The 16,741-nt window shown below is 70.1% G+C and carries 12 protein-coding genes and 2 pseudogenes; 6 read left to right on the plus strand and 8 right to left on the minus strand.

Annotation, left to right across the window (positions count from 1 at the left end):
• Positions 1-134: 134 nt before the first annotated feature.
• From ACZ7IB_RS27090 to ACZ7IB_RS27110, 5 genes are all read right to left on the minus strand, one after another.
• Complete coding sequence (locus ACZ7IB_RS27090; protein ID WP_093897832.1) at positions 135-338, minus strand: acyl-CoA carboxylase subunit epsilon; 204 nt, start codon at positions 336-338, stop codon at positions 135-137.
• Positions 339-403: 65 nt separating this feature from the next.
• The gene (locus ACZ7IB_RS27095) at positions 404-1,987 is read right to left on the minus strand and encodes an acyl-CoA carboxylase subunit beta (RefSeq protein WP_114246860.1); all 1,584 of its coding nucleotides are present in this window, start codon (positions 1,985-1,987) and stop codon (positions 404-406) included.
• A 346-nt stretch (positions 1,988-2,333) separates the two neighbouring features.
• The gene (locus tag ACZ7IB_RS27100; protein WP_470916428.1) at positions 2,334-4,679 is read right to left on the minus strand and encodes a polysaccharide lyase 8 family protein; all 2,346 of its coding nucleotides are present in this window, start codon (positions 4,677-4,679) and stop codon (positions 2,334-2,336) included.
• Between the two features lie 90 nt (positions 4,680-4,769).
• Complete coding sequence (locus ACZ7IB_RS27105) at positions 4,770-8,642, minus strand: endo-alpha-N-acetylgalactosaminidase family protein (protein ID WP_470916429.1); 3,873 nt, start codon at positions 8,640-8,642, stop codon at positions 4,770-4,772.
• 212 nt (positions 8,643-8,854) lie between these two features.
• The gene (locus ACZ7IB_RS27110; protein WP_470916430.1) at positions 8,855-9,934 is read right to left on the minus strand and encodes a GlxA family transcriptional regulator; all 1,080 of its coding nucleotides are present in this window, start codon (positions 9,932-9,934) and stop codon (positions 8,855-8,857) included.
• A 159-nt stretch (positions 9,935-10,093) separates the two neighbouring features.
• On the opposite strand from ACZ7IB_RS27110, the gene ACZ7IB_RS27115 reads away from it, so the two are divergent.
• From ACZ7IB_RS27115 to ACZ7IB_RS27125, 3 genes are all read left to right on the plus strand, one after another.
• On the plus strand, positions 10,094-10,957 hold the full coding sequence (locus ACZ7IB_RS27115) for a S1 family peptidase (protein WP_470916431.1): 864 nt from the start codon (positions 10,094-10,096) through the stop codon (positions 10,955-10,957).
• A 100-nt stretch (positions 10,958-11,057) separates the two neighbouring features.
• Positions 11,058-12,032, plus strand: coding sequence for a GlxA family transcriptional regulator (locus ACZ7IB_RS27120; RefSeq protein WP_470916432.1), 975 nt, complete (start codon positions 11,058-11,060; stop codon positions 12,030-12,032).
• A 187-nt stretch (positions 12,033-12,219) separates the two neighbouring features.
• Positions 12,220-12,687: a hypothetical protein gene (locus tag ACZ7IB_RS27125; protein ID WP_470916433.1), complete on the plus strand. Its 468-nt coding sequence runs from the start codon at positions 12,220-12,222 to the stop codon at positions 12,685-12,687.
• Between the two features lie 80 nt (positions 12,688-12,767).
• Here the strand turns inward: ACZ7IB_RS27125 and ACZ7IB_RS27130 are convergent, their stop codons facing one another.
• Positions 12,768-13,640 carry an MBL fold metallo-hydrolase gene (locus ACZ7IB_RS27130; protein WP_470916434.1) on the minus strand — a complete coding sequence of 291 codons (873 nt, stop codon included), beginning with the start codon at positions 13,638-13,640 and terminating at the stop codon, positions 12,768-12,770.
• A 118-nt stretch (positions 13,641-13,758) separates the two neighbouring features.
• Positions 13,759-14,203: pseudogene (locus tag ACZ7IB_RS27135) on the minus strand (ATP-binding protein).
• 195 nt (positions 14,204-14,398) lie between these two features.
• Here ACZ7IB_RS27135 and ACZ7IB_RS27140 point away from each other — a divergent pair.
• The 3 genes and pseudogenes from ACZ7IB_RS27140 (at position 14,399) to ACZ7IB_RS27150 (ending at position 16,414) form a co-directional block, all read left to right on the plus strand.
• Positions 14,399-15,135: pseudogene (locus tag ACZ7IB_RS27140) on the plus strand (helix-turn-helix domain-containing protein).
• On the plus strand, positions 15,132-15,401 hold the full coding sequence (locus ACZ7IB_RS27145; protein WP_470916435.1) for a DUF397 domain-containing protein: 270 nt from the start codon (positions 15,132-15,134) through the stop codon (positions 15,399-15,401). Before ACZ7IB_RS27140 ends, ACZ7IB_RS27145 begins: the two are co-directional and overlap by 4 nt.
• A 557-nt stretch (positions 15,402-15,958) precedes the next feature.
• Positions 15,959-16,414, plus strand: coding sequence for a hypothetical protein (locus tag ACZ7IB_RS27150; protein ID WP_470916436.1), 456 nt, complete (start codon positions 15,959-15,961; stop codon positions 16,412-16,414).
• A gap of 12 nt (positions 16,415-16,426) precedes the next feature.
• On the opposite strand, the gene ACZ7IB_RS27155 is transcribed toward ACZ7IB_RS27150, so the two are convergent.
• Positions 16,427-16,741, minus strand: a complete 315-nt coding sequence (locus tag ACZ7IB_RS27155) for a hypothetical protein (RefSeq protein WP_470916437.1) — start codon at positions 16,739-16,741, stop codon at positions 16,427-16,429.

A 16,741-nucleotide genomic window follows, 5' to 3' on the forward strand; every position in this document is an offset into this window, starting at 1 on the left:
ACCCCCCCCCCCCCCCCCCCCCCCCCTCCCCCCCCCTCCCCCCCCCCCCCCCCCCCACCCCCCCCCCCCCCCTCCTCCCCCCCCCCCCCCCCTCCCCCTCCCCCCCCCCCCCCCCCGCTCGAGGACAGAAAAGCTCAGCCCTGCCAGGAGTGCGGGGCGCGGAAGCCCGGGGTGCGTTCCAGGCGGCGCCATCCGGCGGTGCTGCGGCCACGGTGGGCGGGGGTCGCTGCGGGCTGGGCGGCGGCGCGGGCGAGCAGGACCGCGGTTATGGCGGCCAGCTCCTCGGGGTCGGCAAGACCCTTCTCGACACGCAGCACGGACTCGGCGGCAGTGCTCATGGGTGGTTTCTCCGTCTTCTCGGCAGGTCTTCGCGGGCTCGGCAGGGTGACTGCGACGCTGCGGACTACTGCGGGGGGTTGCCGTGCTTGCGGGACGGCAGGTCGGCGTGCTTGGAGCGGAGCATGGCGAGCGAGGCGATCAGCACCTCGCGGGTCTCGGCAGGGTCGATGACGTCGTCGACCAGGCCGCGCTCGGCGGCGTAGTACGGGTGCATCAGTTCGGCCTTGTACTCCTTGACCATGCGGGTCCGCATGGCCTCCGGGTCCTCGGCGTCGGCGATCTGCCGACGGAAGATGACGTTGGCGGCACCTTCGGCGCCCATCACCGCGATCTCGTTGGTCGGCCAGGCGTAGGTCAGATCCGCACCGATGGACTGGCTGTCCATCACGATGTACGCACCGCCGTAGGCCTTGCGCAGGATCAGCGAGATCCTCGGCACAGTGGCGTTGCAGTACGCGTAGAGCAGCTTCGCACCGTGCCGAATGATTCCACCGTGCTCCTGATCCACCCCGGGGAGAAAGCCGGGTACGTCCAAAAGAGTGATGATAGGAATGTTGAATGCATCACACATCTGGACGAACCGGGCCGCCTTTTCCGACGCCTCGATGTCCAGGACACCGGCGAGGGACTGCGGCTGGTTGGCGACGATGCCGACGACCTGGCCGTCCAGACGGGCCAGGGCGCAGATGATGTTGCGGGCCCAGCGCTCGTGGATCTCCAGGTAGTCGCCGTCGTCGACGAGCTCCTCGATGACCTTGTGCATGTCGTACGGGCGGTTGCCGTCGGCCGGCACCAGGTCGAGCAGGACGTCGCCGCGCCGGTCGGCCGGGTCGTCGCTCGCCACGGTGGGCGGGTTCTCCCGGTTGTTGGACGGCAGCATCCCGATCAGGTAGCGGACCTCGGCGATGCAGGTCTCCTCGTCGTCGTACGCGAAGTGCGCGACGCCCGAGGTCTCGGCGTGCACATCGGCGCCGCCGAGGCCGTTCTGGCTGATCTCCTCACCGGTGACCGCCTTCACGACGTCCGGTCCGGTGATGAACATCTGGGAGGTCTCGCGGACCATGAACACGAAGTCGGTGAGCGCCGGGGAGTAGGCCGCGCCGCCCGCGCACGGTCCGAGCATCACGCTGATCTGCGGGATGACACCGGAGGCCCGGGTGTTGCGCTGGAAGATCCCGCCGTATCCGGCGAGCGCGCTGACGCCCTCCTGGATACGGGCGCCCGCGCCGTCGTTCAGCGAGACCAGCGGGGCACCGGCCGAGATGGCCATGTCCATGATCTTGTGGATCTTGGTGGCGTGGGCCTCGCCCAGCGCGCCGCCGAAGATCCGGAAGTCGTGCGCGTAGACGAAGACCGTGCGGCCGTCGACCGTGCCCCAGCCGGTGATGACACCGTCGGTGTACGGCTTCTTCTGCTCCAGGCCGAAGCCGGTCGCCCGGTGCCGGCGAAGCTGCTCGACCTCCTTGAACGAACCCGGGTCGACCAGCAGCTCGATGCGCTCACGCGCCGTCAGCTTGCCCTTGGCGTGCTGCGCCTCGGTCGCCCGGTCACTCGGTCCGCGCCGCGCCTGCTCGCGCAGCGCCAGCAGTTCGGCCACACGGCCACGGGTGTCACTCGGCTCGCCCGGGGTTTCGTCCACAACGGTCATGTACCGACCCTACGAAGCCGGGCAAGTAAATCCTGCCGTCGACTCCGTACAGTCTCCTGACCTGTTTCCTGGCGGAGCCTGACAGAAGCTTCGGGACATGCAGGCGAAGTACCAGCCCGTACCGGTCCGTCTTTGTGTGGGTCCGACAAAAGGTCACTGTGGTCTGCTGCACACTCGTGTCAGCCTCGGAGTGTGGTCCGGTCGGGGGGTCCGGGCCCCCGCGGACGGCATCCGGCCGGTCCCGCACCGCTCCCGCGCCCGTCACCGGGGCGGGACGCACGGCGGAGTTCCGCGAGAATACCCCGCCCCTGCGTCCTCACTCCTCACTCCTCCTGACCCCCGGCGGCTACCGGACCTCGCACCGCAGGGTGCCTCCCTGCGTTCCCGGCTCGACCCTCAGCACCAGCCGTCGGCCGGTGGCACGCACCTCGATCCCCGGGTCCGCCGAGACGACCTCCCGTACCGGCCGCTCCCAGACCACGTCCACCGGCGCACCGGTCCGGTCCGGCCCGCTGACGCACACGGTCGTGGAACGCCGCCCCTCCCGTACGAGCACGCTCGCCGCGGCCGTGACGGAGAGCGGACCGGCCGCACCCGGCTGCCAGAAATTGGCGGCGGTCACCCCCAGCGAGCGGACGGCGACCGCCTGAGCGGCGGCGGTGTTGGCGTGCACGGTCAGCCAGTGCCGGTCGGCCGCGCGGGCGGCGACGGTTCTGCGGGAGGCGCCGGGCATCAGCAGGTAGACGTACTCGGCGTCGACCGGGTCGGTGCCGTGGTCGAGCCAGAGGGTCTGGTAACGGCGGGTCCGGCGCTCGGTGGAGCTGGTGGTGTTGATGTCGGACCAGGCGCCGGTGCGGTCCTCGCGCAGGGTGCGCAGGTCGGCGCCGCCGGGGAAGACCCAGCCGCCGTGACCCGCGAGGTGGGCCCAGCGGGGGCCGGTACGGTCGTCGACGGTGAGGGGGTCCGTGCCGTCCTCGCCGAGCATGCGGTTGTCGACGACCGTCTCGACGGGGACCTTGTCGGTGCTGGTGATGCCGGCACCGAGGCAGATGACCGTATCGGCGACGCAGAACCACGACTTGCGGGCGTCCAGGGTCGAGCCGAGACCCTTGAGGTGCTGGCCCACCGCGCCGAATTCGCCGTCCGTGACGCCGCCGACCCATTTCACCGCGGGTTTGGGCGCGCCCCATTCGCCACCCGCCTTGTCGGCGAGCTGTTTGGTGGACACGGTCGTTCCGGGCAGGCGGTAGAAGTCGACGGTCGGCCAGAACCAGTCGGTGTACTGGTCGTTCTCCTTCCCGCCCGGCCACCAGTAGAGCATTCCGGCTCCGGTGTGCCAGCCGCGCGGATTCTCGCCGTTGCCGCACTCGTAGTGCGAGATCCGCTCCGAGGCCATGGAGATGCCCGCGGCCCAGTCCGGGCGGCGGTGCACGGCGCGGGCCATCTCGGCGAAGAGGTGGTGGGCCACCCGCTCGGGCGCGGCCGGCACGGCGGCGGCCCAGGCCACGTGCAGCCGGGCCAGGTCCGCGATGCCGAACTGGCGGGCGGTGAGGATCGGGCTGGTCAGGTCGCGGGCGATCCAGCCCTTGATCATGCCGTGCCACCGGTCGCGCTCGGCCGCCGAGGCGCCCTCGGCGAGCAGGGCGATCCCGGCGATGACGCCCTGCCCGTGGAAGTGGTCGCCGCGCATCACCTGAAGCTCGTCGTTCTTCAGGTAACCGCGGCTGATGGCACGGCCGTTGACGCTGTCCATGACCAGGCCGTTGTAGATCAGCGGCGCATAGGCGCGCTCGACACTGTCCAGGATGATCTGCCGGTTGGGATCGATGACGGCCCAGGTCGATCCGGCGAGCAGGGCGAAGAGGCGGCCGAGGCCGTCGAGCATGACCTGGCCGTAGGTGCCGGAGTAGGCGACCGTGGTGTGCTGGATGAACGACCCGTCCGCGTACAGGCCGTCCCCCTCGGTGACGTACGGGAAGACGGGTGACAGCGCGTCCCTGGCCAGTGCGACCTTCGCGGGCGCCCTGCCGAGGACGCCGCGCAGGGCGACGGAGCGGCACAGGTCGACGCGATTGGCGCCGGTGGAGGTGCCGCTGTAGTCGTGGAGCACGGCGTCGGGGATGAAGTGGTCGACGGCGGCGCAGGCGGCCTCGACGCGGGCCGCGCCCAGGTGCTCGTACAGGACGGACGTGATGTCCATGAGGATGCGCGGGCTGCCGATCTGCCACTCCCACCAGTTGCCGTACGGGGTGATGGAGGAGTGGTAGGCCGTCCGGGCGAGGTGGTCGTAGCCGCGGATGATGTCGGCGAGCAGGGCGGCGTCGCCGGCCGATCCGGTGCCGGGCTGGGCGTACGCCTGGGTCATCGCCCACAGGCGGCCGTAGCTCTGGGTGATGCCGGACGGCGGGTCGTACGTGATGCCGGGCCACAGCGAGCCGGCGGCCGGGTTCATCGTGGCCCGGAACCCCCGGGCGAGCGCGCCTGTTTCGGCGAGGCGGGAGGCGTACGGTTCGGCGGCCGCGTCGAAGCCGACGCCGAGCGCGATCCCGGTCCAGCGCAGGCGAAGGGTGTCGAACTCGTCGGCCTCGGCGGCGGCTGCGGCCGTCGCCGAACCTGGGAGGGAGACCGCCAGGGTGGTGGCTGCCGAGAGGGCGAGCAGGGTACGGCGTGACCATACGGGCGGGTTCGGCATGTACGGTTCCAGTTCGTCGGGGGGAAGGCCATCGCATGCAGATGCGGGACGGGTGCCCACCATTGGGCACCCGTCCCGCATCCTGCGCTCTCAACTACCGCAATGGAAGCGTGCGTCACCCCAGTCCGCGTGGTCGTTGCCGTTGCCGTCCCCGCCGTCGCCGACGACCAGTTCGACGTACTTGGCGCCCGTGGTGTCGGCGGTGAGCGACCAGGCGTTGTCGGCCGCCTTCAGGACCGGAGACTTCACCTTCTCGGTGCCGTCGGCCGTGACGCTGAACTGCACGCTGCCGCGTGAGGTCTGTACGTCGTCCACGCCGACCTGGGCGGTGAAGGAGGTGCACCGGCCGCCCAGGTAGTAGCGGACCTTCGCCGGGGCGTGGCTGCCGAGGCCCTTGGTGTAGGCGGTGCCGCCGATCTTCAGCGGGGTACCGTCGCCACTGCCCTGCTCTCCGTTGGAGAGGTCCCGCTCGACGGGTCCCCAGCCGTTCTCGGAAGCAGTCCAGTCCAGGTCGCTGGCCCAGCTGTCCGTGGTGGGCGGCGGCGGCAGGGTCCGTACGGAGGTCTGCGCGCCGAGTGTGCGCCGTGCGCCGCCGACCGTGTACGTCGCCTCGGAACTCAGGCTGTACGTCCGGTACTTGGCGTCCACCGGCGGGGTGACCTGCCAGCTGCCGGTGACCTTGGCGCCTGCCGCGACCGAGTCGAAGGTGACGGCGCCCGCGGGCTCAGCCTTCCAGCCCTCGGGGACGGTCAGGCTCAGCGCGACACCGGTCGCCGCGGTGGCCTCGTAGTTGGTGAAGCTCGCCTTGACGGTGTTGGCCGTGCCCGGCTCCAGGGTCTCGGCCGCCGGGTCGACACCGAGCGTGCCGCAGGCGGCGAGTTCGCCGGCCGGGGCCGGGCCGAGGTCGGTCACGGTGAACGCGTCGAGGACGAAGTCGGCGCCGTCGGGTGCGTCGCCGCGCTTGCGCAGTCCGGTCCAGGTGTCGCCGCAGCCCGCGGTGACGGTCTCGGCGAAGTGGCCGGTGGTGCGCTGTTGTCCGATGGCGGTGGTCCGGGTCTCGACCGAGTCGGGCTTTCCGTCGGCGGTGATCCGGTCGTAGCCGTCGACCCACTCGTAGGCGCCCGCGTGGCTGGACTGGTAGTCGTACTCGACCTTGTAGCGGTGCCCGTCGGTCATCGGCACGGTCCACGGGGCGGTGCGGTAGACAAGTCCGGCGTTCTCCTCGTGGGACTTGAGGGACTCCTTGCCGCTGATGACGTCGTCGATCAGCTTTCCGTTCCAGCCGGCCTGGGTGTACGGGGCGTGCAGTTGGGAGATGACGGTGCGGGGGTCGGTGGAGCCGCCCGCGTCGCCCTTGAGGAAGGGGCCCCAGCCCTGGTCCACGGCCTCGAAGTCCTCGTAGGAGAGGGTGTTCTCCTTGGTCTTCGGGGCGTTGGCGACGATGCGTACGTCATCGGCCCGCACGCTCGCGGCGCTGCCCTTGGCCGCCTCGACGCGCAGGGTGGTGCGGCCGTTCGCGGGGGCGGTGAAATTCACCTTGGCCCGCTGGAAGTACGTACCGTGCCGCTCGGACGCGGCGACCTGGTCCTTGGCGGTGGAGCGGTCCACGGCGACGGACCTGCCGCCGATCGAGAGCGTGGTGTGCCGGGTCTTTCCGGGCTGGACCTCGATGAGCGCGGACGCGGTGTAGCGCTTGCCGGGGGTGAGGCCGTCGATGCGCTGCGAGAGCGCGGCCGTGCCTGTGCCGGAGAGCTCGGCGCTGTCGAGGCCGTTGCCGTCGGTCTCCCGGGCGACGGTTCCGGTCTTGGACCAGGCGTCGAGCCCCTTGTCGTTGAAGCCCGGGTCGTCGACCGGGGTGCCCTCGCCCCACTTGGGGTCGGCGGCCTTCGGCGCCTGCTGCGGGTAGAGGACGTACGGCTGACCAGCCTTGGCGGTCAGCGTGATCTTCCCGCCGGACGGCTTGACCGTGCCGGTCTTGACCCGCCCGTTGTCGGTGAGCTCGTAGACGGTGTACGTGCCGTTCGACGGCACCGCCCAGCTGCTCGTGCCGCCGGACTTGCTGTAGTGGTAGAGCTTCTTCCCGCCGTCCCACGGCAGCAGGTAGTCGGTGCCGCTCAGGACCTTGCGGCCGTGGTCGTAGAACGTCCGCTTGCCGTCCTCGACCGTGCCCCGGACACCACCGGTGAGGGTGACGTCATTGCCGTCCCAGCGGGTGATCTTCTGCTGCTGGAGGTACTTCGCGGGCAGGTCGCGCTGCCAGATGTTGTCGTAGAAGGCGTTCCAGTCGGTCTCGTTGGTCCAGCCCTCGAACTCCTCGATGGCGGTCTGTCCGAGGACCGGATCGTTGTTCCAGACGTCCTTCTCGTCGTTGCGGATGAACCGGATGATCTTCGAGTTGAGGCCCTTGTTGGTGGCGCCGCCGTAGTCGAGGTCATTGGCCCAGTGCGACCAGAGCGAGCCGCGCTCGAACTTGTCGGCCCATTCGGTGGCGACGTTCCAGCCCTGCTTCTGCACGGACTGGAGGGTCTTGTCCGCGATCCAGCCGTGCGTGTAGTAGACGTCGATGTAGAGCAGGCTGAGGTTGGGGTCCGTCTCGTCGCGCAACTGCTGGAAGCGCTTGGCCAGGTCACCGCTGTTGATGTCGCGGCGCTGGTCGATGTAGTAGCTCTGACCGAGCCAGTTCCAGCCGGGCTTGGTCTTGTCGACGAGCTTCTCGTCGAAGGCCTTGGCATCCGGGTACGCCTCGGTGGCATTGACGTGGACGCCGAAGGTGGCGCCCCACTTCTTGCCGTCCTTGAGGAGCTCGTTGAGATCCTTCAGCCCGCCGGCGCGCTTGTTGTAGTTGCCGCCGTAGTCGGGGTGGGCGGAGTCGTGGCCCTCGGAGGCGTATCCCTTGAGGAGCGCCATCTGCCCGAGGCCGTCGGTGGCGAGCGAGATCCGCTTGACGTCGTCCAGAGTGCGCAGGAAGGGGTGGGTGGCCTGGCTGGCGAAGTTGAACGGGATGTGGGTGATGACCCGGTCCGGGGTGTCCTCGCTGCCGGGGGCCTTGACGCCGATGGTCCGGAACGCGACGGCTCCGTCCTGCCAGTCGACCTTCTTGTCGCCGTTGGCGTCGGGGGTGACGACCACCTTCGCCCAGGGGAGGTTGTCCCCCCTCTCCGGCTTCGGTGCTCCGTCGCCGCGGTAGGTCCATTGGCCGGACCAGACGCCGACCCGGACGCTGCCGTCGCCGGCCTTGCGGGCCTGGTGCCAGAACCGGGCGTCGTCGCCGCCGGTGGCACCGGAGGGCTTGTCGTACGAGGAGTTGGACTCCACAGCCGCGGCGAGGGAACCGGTGTTGACGAGGGCGTACGAGGCACCGACAGGCGCCTGGTCCGCAGCGGTGTCCGGGGTGACCCGGGCGAAGACGTCGGCGGTCTTCGTCGAGTCGTTGTCCAGCCGTGTGAAGGCGGTGGCGGCGCCGGTGTCCGTGGAGCCGACGGAGACCAGGTCGTGGCCGGGGATGTCGATGGTGCCGACACGGAACGCCTCGGTGTCACGGACAGCCGTGACCTTGAAGGTGGTGGCGCGGCCGGAGACGGAGAGCGAGGCGTCGATCTCGATGCCGGGCAGGTCGGTGAAGGTCAGCGTGTAGCGGGCGGTCGAACCGGTGACCTCGGGTGCTCCCTTGAGCTTCACGGGGTGCGCGGTGCCGTTGAGGGTCACGGCGGTGACCGGCTGCGTACTGCCGAGCAGCTGATCGCCGCTCGCCTTGTCGGTGTACGCCAGGACGCGCGGGAAGTCGTCGGCGACCGCGACCGAGAGCTGCGCGGACCGGATGACGGTGGCGTCCGCGGGCACGGCCGACTCGACTGCGGCGGGTGAGGGGGCGGCGGCTGTGGCGGGGAGCGCGGTCCCCACCAGCGCCAGGACGGCGGCTGAGGCGGCGGCGACAGCGCCCGCCGAAGTGAATCTTCGCGACATGTGCCCTGAGTAGTCCCCCTGTCCGGACACCGTCAACGACGTAAGGCTCCTCGGGGCGCTCCAGTCCAACAACCGCGTTGCGTAAGTCCAAGTGGACGGTACGCGTCCACCGGCCGACGTCTTGAGGGCGGGGCGTCGGGGAACGGAGCGGGACGGCCGGACCCCCTCGCGTCCCGCGCCGATCGCGCCGGTTTCGGTACGCGGTGCCTGTGTCAGATACGGCGTCTCGCGGCACGGCGGTCGTCGGCGCGGCCGGACGGGTCGGGATCGGTGTCGGCGCTGCCCGGCCGCCCGTTGGGTTCCGCTGGTTCGGCGTGCTTGCCGTCCGCCCAGGTCAGGGCGGCCACCAGGGAGCGGAAGGCGGTGCGGTAGATACGCGGGCTGGTGCCCGTGTGGTGCTGGAAGTGGTGGCGCAGGTTGGCAGGTGTGCCCAGTCCGGTGCGCGCGGCGATGCGCTCCACCGGCTCGTCCCCGCGCTCCAGCAGGCGCTGCGCCGCCTGGACGCGGGCGCGCAGGAGGTACTGGAGCGGGGAGAGCCCGGTCTCGGCCCGGAAGCGCCGGTTCAGGCCGCGGACGGTGAGCCCCGCGTGGTCGGCGATGTCCTTCAGCGTCAGCGGGTGGTCGAGGTGGGCCTCCATCCACCGGGTCGTGGGCCCGAGGCTGTGCGGGCCGGCCCGGTGACGGGCCACCTGAGGAGAGCCGGGATCGGCGGGTGCGTGGAGCTGCATGAAGACCTGCCGCTCCGTCTCGATGACGACCGGCACACCGTGGTCCAGGGTGATCAGGTGCAGGCAGAGATCGAGGCCGCCGAGCACTCCGGCCGCGCTGTGGAACGGGTCCGCGTCCACGACGGCCCCTTCCGGATCGACCTCGACCAGGGGATGGCGCCGCGCCAGCTCCGCCGCGTACTGTCGCCCGGTGGCCGCCCGGCGTCCGTCGAGGAGACCGGTGGCGGCGAGGGTGAACGTCCCCGTGCCGATCGCGCCGATGCGGCTGCCCCGGTCCGCGGCGGCCCGCAGGGCGTCGGCGACCTCGGGTTCCGGCTCGTCGCGGAAACCGGCGTGTCCGGGCAGCAGTACGGTGTCGGCGCCCTCCAGCCCTTCCAGGCCCCAGGGCGTGTCGATGCGGAAGGGCGCCGGAGAGCCGGTCTCGCGGAAGCCGGGAGCGGTGCAGTACCGCAGCTCGTACGCGACATGCGGGTGGTGCCGGGCGGCTGTGCCGAAGCACATTCCCGGCCCGGTGAGTTCATGGCCCGGCACTCCGTCGAGCGCGAGGACGGCGATCACTGACATGTCCAGAATTTAGCCGAGGGTGACATCAGGACCGCTTTTTCCGGACGGGGCCGGTACGGAGGATGGATGTTGCGCGGCACCGGAAGCGATACGACGCCCGGAAGCCGGCTTCGCACATCCACCACGCGCAGGACGCGCATCGGAACGAAGGAATCACCCGTGTTCACACGCAGCTCGCCGCCCGCCGGCCCGTCCCGGTCCCGCAAGTCCCTCTCCCGCCGTGCGGGACGGGTCGCCGCCGTCGCCCTGGCCGCGACGGCCTGCGTCACGGCCATGACCGGCAGCGCCAACGCCATCGTCAACGGGCAGGAGGCCACGCAGCGTTACCCGTTCATGGCCACGCTCCCGCAGACGGCCAAGTTCCCAACGGATGACGGCGACACGATCGACGTACGCGCCCAGTGCGGCGCATCACTGATCACCTCGCGCTGGCTGGTGACGGCGGCCCACTGCGTCAACCCAAAGGCGCTGGACGGCATCGTCCGCATCGGGTCCGACGACCGCGAGTCCGGCGGCACCGTGCGCCACATCAAGCGGACCGTCACCCACCCCGCCTACGACGTCGAATCCGATCCCAGCACGAACGACATCGCGCTCGTCGAGCTGGACCGCCCGGTCTCGGAGAAGCCCATCCGCATCGCCAAGTCGGTGGGCAGTCCCGGCACCCCGACGCGGCTGCTCGGCTTCGGCACCGTCCGCGACACCGACTACCTCCCCGACGCGGTGTTCCCGGACAAGCTCAAGCAGCTGGACACCCGCATCGGTGCCGTGGACGAGTGCTCGCCCGGCCGCGCCGACAAGACCCGGATCTGCACGATCAGCAAGACGCCGGGCGCCATGGCCTGCTTCGGCGACTCCGGCGGCCCGCAGATTCAGCACGGCCGGGGCGGGCGCTGGGAACTGGTCGGCGCCACCTCGGGCGACGGGGACACCGACCCGACCTGCGGCACCGGCCCCGGCATGTACACCAACGTTCCCGCGTACTCCAAGTGGATCAACAAGACCATCCACTCGCACCGCTGACGCGACACGTACCCGGGCGGGCGGGCCGTCCGCCGGCCCGCCCGGGTACGAGCTGACCGCCGCAGCTTCCCCGTCCCCCACCCTCGGATAGATTCTGGACATGTCCGTAATCGCCGTTCTCGTGCCCGACAGGCTTCCCGGACACCAGCTCACCACCCCCGGACTGGTCTTCGGGACAGCGACGGCCGGCCACCCCGGCGCCGCCTACGAAGTACGGCTCTGCGCCGCCCCCGGCCTCACCTCCCTGGGAGCACCTGCACCGCTCCGGATCTCCGTCCCGTGGGGGCTCGACGGCCTCGCCGACGCGGACGTCGTCCTGATCCCCGGCCAGGACGGCGACGGCCCCCGCGACGAGCCCGCACCCCCGGCGCTTGCGGCGTGCCGGGCCGCAGCCGCACGCGGCTGCCGCATCGGCGCGATCGGCACGGGCGTCTTCACCCTCGCGGCCACCGGTCTCCTCGACGCCCGCCGCGCCACGACCGGCTGGCGCCACACCGAGGAGCTGGCCCGCCGCCACCCCCGTATCGAGGTCGATCCGATCGGCACTGTCGTGGCCGACGGCCCATTCCTCACCTCGGCCGGGATCTTCGGCAGCCTGGACGTCTGCCTGCGTCTGCTGGCCCAGGACCACGGCGAGCGGGTGGCCGGTGAGACCTCCCGGGAACTCCTCACCCCGCTCCTGCCCCACGGCGACCGCGTCCAGGAGACCATCGACCGCGAACTCACCGAGAGCGCGGGCATCGGACCGACGCTGCGCTGGCTGGAGGCCCGCCTGCACCTCCCGCTGACCCCGGCGGACCTCGCCGCGCACGCGGGGATCAGTCTCAGCAGCCTCAACCGCCGCTTCCACGCGCAGACCGGCGCCACCCCGCCCCAGTACCTGCTGCGCCGGAGGCTGGAGCGGGCCCGCGAACTGCTGGAGGACACCGACGAAGGGGTGGAGCGGGTGGCGGCCCGGTGCGGTTTCACCTCGCCGGCCAGCCTGCGCCACCACTTCTCCCGGCTGACGGGCACCACACCACGCGCCTACCGGACCCGCGCGCGAGGCGGGCCACATCGGGGCGGACAGTGGTGAACAGGCGCTGAACGGGCCGGGGTTGCTCCTTCGACCACGGGTGTGTGCGGGAACAGTGGAAAAGTTCCCCGAAGCCGGCCCTCACCCCGAAGCCCTCCACGTAGCCTGCTACCGAATGACGAGCACGCGGTGGGGGCGGTGCGCGTCCACCGCCGCGGCTCGCCGGCGGATGACATCAGGGGGCAGCATGCTCAAGCTGGACGCTCCGGGTAATTCTTTCCAATCCGTGATCTCCAACCACGACTATCCGGATGCGGAAGCCGAGTGGAACGGGACCGGGCCGGGGTGGAGCTGGATGTGGGTCCCTTACCCCTTCAACTCGCAGTACGTGCAAGGGCAGTTCACCCGTCAAGTCTTCAAGCACAACCAGACGTCACGCGGTGATCTCCGGGCTTTCATCGGCGAGAACCTCGCCGAGAACGATCGACGCTGGTCCAAAGCGGCCGCTGCCACCCTTCGTGGTGTCACTGCTCAGGAGTTCGTCCTGATCTGCTCGAACGTCTGGGCATTCGCCTTGTTCGAGGTCAACTCAAGCTCGACCGCGAAATCCGGTACCGCGTTCTACAACCGGTGGGTCGGAGCGGTGAACGCCGATCCGGAGGCCCCGTACCTGCTGATGGCCGCGGAGAAGCCGGTCGTCATGGCGATGGGCTGACCACGGTTTCGCCTCACCGGCCGAGCGCCTGCGGACGGCGTGGAGCCGGTCCGGCAGGCGTCACCGGCGGTCGTGGAACGTCACCAGCGGAGGGCGGTGAAGTCGATCGGCCGGGGCCGCAGCAGCGCCGTGCGTTCCGCCAGTGCGCGCAACCGCCGGGACATCTCGTCGGCATCCAGACGGTGCCGGTCGCCGTGGCCGGGCAGCACCCACTCGAACCGCAGGTGCCCCGCCGTCCTCGCCAGGGAGGCGGCCAACTCCTCGATGGAGTACCAGGTCACGCTCTCCGCGACTTCGAGATCACCGGTCGTACGCGACCAGTAGAAGCTGTCGCCGCTGAAGCAGTACCGGTCGTCCGCGAGATAGAGCACGCTGCCCCGGGTGTGGCCGGGCAGCGGATGGGCGGTGACACCCTCGCCGATCTCCACCGGGTCGAGCCCCCGGATCACCTGGTCCGCGTCCGGCGCCGCGTCGAGGTCCCCTTCGTGGATCCACATCCGGGCGCCGAAGTGGTCGGCGTAACGGCGCCCGTGCGCGACGTGGTCGCGATGGGTGAGCAGCACATCGGTGACGGGCCCCGTCGTCGCCACGTACCGCTCGGCCAGTTTGGGGCTCCAGCGCGGGGTGTCGATCATCATGACCGTGCCGGACGGGCGCCGCAGCAGATAGGAGTTGGCGCCGGCGGTGTGCTGGGAGTTGTGCCCGCAGACCAGTACGCCGTCGTCCAGCGCCATCGGGAACGGGTCGAGCGCCGGGTCCGGCTGCCCCGACGCGGGCCGGATCGAGCGGGTGTGGCAGGCGAAGACGGCGGCGTGTAAGCGCCGGTTCTCCGCCTCGTCGCTGGGCTGCCGCAGGATCCGTGACGCCCCTTCCTCCTCTCCGATCAGCTCGGGCGCGAACTGTCGGGCTACGTCGCAATTGGTGCAGCGGTCGTCCACGTACCAGTCGGCCATGGCAGGGCTCCTTCCACTTCCACGGGATACGACCCCGTCGAGGGCCGCCGTTCCAGGAATAGCCCACTCGCGACCGGAACCGGTAGACCCTGCCGATCTTGTATCTCGGCCCCTGGGTCTATCTCGTCGAAATGCCGCGACCCACCCCCGCCGACGCATCGAACTCGCACCACACCACCTTGCCGGGGTTCCGCTCCCCCACCCCCCACTTGTCGGCGAGCGCCGCCACCAGCAGCAGCCCCCGTCCGCCCTCCGCGTCGGGCGCCGCGCCCCTCGTCGGCGAGGCGCACCTCCCCGTCACCACTGTCGTGGACCTCGACCCGCAGGAGGCCGTCGGCCGGCTCCAGGTAGAGGTGGGTACGGAATCCGCGACCGGGCGGGACGCCGTGCAGGAGGGCATTGGTGACGAGTTCGCTCACGCAGAGCAACACGTCGTCGGCACGGGAATCGCACGCCCAGTCGATAAGGGCCTGGCGTGCGAACTGTCGTACGAGCGGGACGGATCGGCGTTCCCTGCGGTGGAACGCCTCGCGGAAGTAGGGGAGTTGAGTTGGTTCGTTCACGCAGCCAACGTCACACAAAGTCACTACCGTTGATCAGCGCGTCGGGTCGTACAACGCACTTGTACGGGGCCTGACGGGTCATCCGGGTTTCGCGACGGGGAGAGGCACTTCATGCACTCGGCGAAGAAGAACAAGCGGATCACGTCCTGGCACCTGATCGGTGCCCAGCTGGCGACGTTCCGCAAGGCGGCCCGGATGACGCAGGCGGCGCTGGCCGATCAGTTCTGCGTGGGCGAGGACACGATCGCGTCGATCGAGCAGGGGCGCAGGCCGTTGCAGGCCGATTTCGCAGCGCAGCTCGATGAGCTGCTGGGCACGAAAGGGGTGTTGCAGGTCGCGGTGTCGAAGGTGCCGCAGAAGGAGCGGTTCCCGGCGTTCGTGCAGGATTTCGTGGAGTACGAGCAGGAGGCGGTGACGCTGCTCTCTTACCAAAACCAAGTGCTGCCCGGGTTGCTCCAGACCGAGGAGTACATCCGGTTCGTCTTCTCCTGCCTGTATCCACCGCTCGAAGAGGACGAGCAGGAGGAATGGGTGGCGCCCGTCTCGACCGGCAGAAGCTCCTCGAACGCAGACCCCGCCCCATGCTGCACTTCCTGCTGGAGGAGAGCATTCTGCGCAGCGAGATCGGGAACCCTGCCATGCTGCGGAAGCAAATCAAGCACCTGCGCCAATGCATGGAACTCCCCTTCTTGGGGCTGCAGATCTTGCCGATGAAACTTCCGAAGCACGCAGGTCTTGCGGGGCCGATGGTGCTGCTGGAGACCCCCGATCACGACCACTTCGCATACGTGGAGGGACAGCTGACCAGCTACCTGCACGAAGACCCGGACGACGTCAGCGTGCTCCAACAGAAATATGGGATGCTGCGTTCGCAGGCGCTTTCCGTCGAGAAGAGCGCCTGCCTACTGGACGAACTGCTTGGAGAGACATGACCCGCGCAGCACACCCGGCCCCCCGCTCGACAGCCCTCGACTGGTTCAAATCCAGCTACAGCAGCGACCAAGGTGGCGACTGCATCGAAGTCGCCTACGACTGGCGCAAGTCCAGCTACAGCAGCGACCAGGGCGGCGCCTGCGTCGAGGTAGCCGCCCACCCCACCGCCGTCCACATCCGCGACTCCAAGGTCACCGACGGCCCCGTCCTCACCGTCCCGCCCGCCGCCTGGGCCGCCTTCCTCGGCCTCGGCTTCACAGCCTGAGGGTCGACACCACCGGGATTTCGGCCCCCGCGTACGCCGGACCGTTGGGCCTGATCGCCGGCTCGGCAACCTTCGACGAGTCGCAGCTTCCGGTTGTCGTGAATTCGCGAGCCCACTGATCTCCGATACGACCGCACCGATCACCGCGTCCAGCACCGCATCCGCGCGCCCCGCAGGCCCGCCCGCCTGAATGCGCCCATCCTGGCCATCCCGGCCGCCGGCGGCCTGTATCAGCAAGGCGAGGTCCGTGCCGGCCCGCACCGACGGGCATCGGCACCACGATCGCGCGTCGAAGCCCGATCGAGCCTACGAGGTCCGGCTGATCCGTTGAGGTTGCCGCGCCTCCTCCGTGCTCGCCGGCAGTGCTCGCCAGCCCGACGCACGCTCCCGGACGACGTCGGCAGACTCGGCGGCAGACTTCCCGGAGCAGGCCGCAAACCGACAGGTTTCGGTCATGCGGTCGACGGTTGCCCCGTCAGAGGGTTCGCCCCGTGTCCCACGGCTTGTGTGCCGCGGCCCGCGGCTATGGTCTGCCCTTCGACTACAGGGAGTGCGTCATGCGCAAGTTTTGGCTGTCTGTGGCTGCGGTTGCTGCCGCTGCCGGGCTACTCACGGCGTGTTCGGGTGCGAAGGACTCCGCCGACTCCGCGAAAGAGGGCGCCCCGACACCGGGGACGGGGAGAGCCTGGAGCGAGGAGGCCTCGGCGGCGAACCCGTCGAGGGACGTCAAAATCGTGAAGTCAGGGTTCGAGGGCCATCGGGCCCGGGGTCATCGCGCGTACGTCGTGCACTACACGATCAGGAACGGCGGGAGCGGGGCGGCGAGTTACTTCGCGCAGTTCGAGTTCCTGGACAAGGACGGGGATGTTCTCGGGAACACCGGGGTGACGGCCGACAGGCTGGGCCCCGGGAAGACGAGGACGGGGAGCTCGGCGCCACGGGACGCGGAGATCGAAGACGGCACCGTCAAAGACATTGCGTCCGTGCGCGTCACGCACGTCGAGCGCACGTGACGCGCCTACCGGTCACTTCCGCACGTCGCCCAGCAAGGTATCCGAGGCGCCCGGCACGTCGATCATGCCGTTGCGCGGCATGATTCCCTCCGATGCCGCGACCGGCACCGCCTTCGTGGGGGACAGGGGCGGCTTCGAGATGTGACGCCTCGGGCCCTGCCGGGTCTCCGGCGTCGACCGCAGGTTGGATGCGCGGCGGTCACCACGCAACGCCACCACGGCGACCGGCGCATCCCCCCTGACGCGATCGGGGCGCTGAACGGCCCGCCTGCCGACACCCGGGTCGAAGCCAACCACACGATCCTCGCTGAGAAGCGCGGTCAGCAC

It is taken from the genome of Streptomyces sp. NPDC037301 (assembly GCF_055602785.1).

What these genes read in the sequence shown, in the direction of transcription:
- ACZ7IB_RS27090 (WP_093897832.1), bottom strand. Translation starts at nt 338, where the DNA reads ATGAGCACTGCCGCCGAGTCCGTGCTGCGTGTCGAGAAGGGTCTTGCC.
- ACZ7IB_RS27095 (WP_114246860.1), bottom strand. Translation starts at nt 1,987, where the DNA reads ATGACCGTTGTGGACGAAACCCCGGGCGAGCCGAGTGACACCCGTGGC.
- ACZ7IB_RS27100 (WP_470916428.1), bottom strand. Translation starts at nt 4,679, where the DNA reads ATGCCGAACCCGCCCGTATGGTCACGCCGTACCCTGCTCGCCCTCTCG.
- ACZ7IB_RS27105 (WP_470916429.1), bottom strand. Translation starts at nt 8,642, where the DNA reads ATGTCGCGAAGATTCACTTCGGCGGGCGCTGTCGCCGCCGCCTCAGCC.
- ACZ7IB_RS27110 (WP_470916430.1), bottom strand. Translation starts at nt 9,934, where the DNA reads ATGTCAGTGATCGCCGTCCTCGCGCTCGACGGAGTGCCGGGCCATGAA.
- ACZ7IB_RS27120 (WP_470916432.1), top strand. Translation starts at nt 11,058, where the DNA reads ATGTCCGTAATCGCCGTTCTCGTGCCCGACAGGCTTCCCGGACACCAG.
- ACZ7IB_RS27125 (WP_470916433.1), top strand. Translation starts at nt 12,220, where the DNA reads ATGCTCAAGCTGGACGCTCCGGGTAATTCTTTCCAATCCGTGATCTCC.
- ACZ7IB_RS27130 (WP_470916434.1), bottom strand. Translation starts at nt 13,640, where the DNA reads ATGGCCGACTGGTACGTGGACGACCGCTGCACCAATTGCGACGTAGCC.
- ACZ7IB_RS27145 (WP_470916435.1), top strand. Translation starts at nt 15,132, where the DNA reads ATGACCCGCGCAGCACACCCGGCCCCCCGCTCGACAGCCCTCGACTGG.
- ACZ7IB_RS27150 (WP_470916436.1), top strand. Translation starts at nt 15,959, where the DNA reads ATGCGCAAGTTTTGGCTGTCTGTGGCTGCGGTTGCTGCCGCTGCCGGG.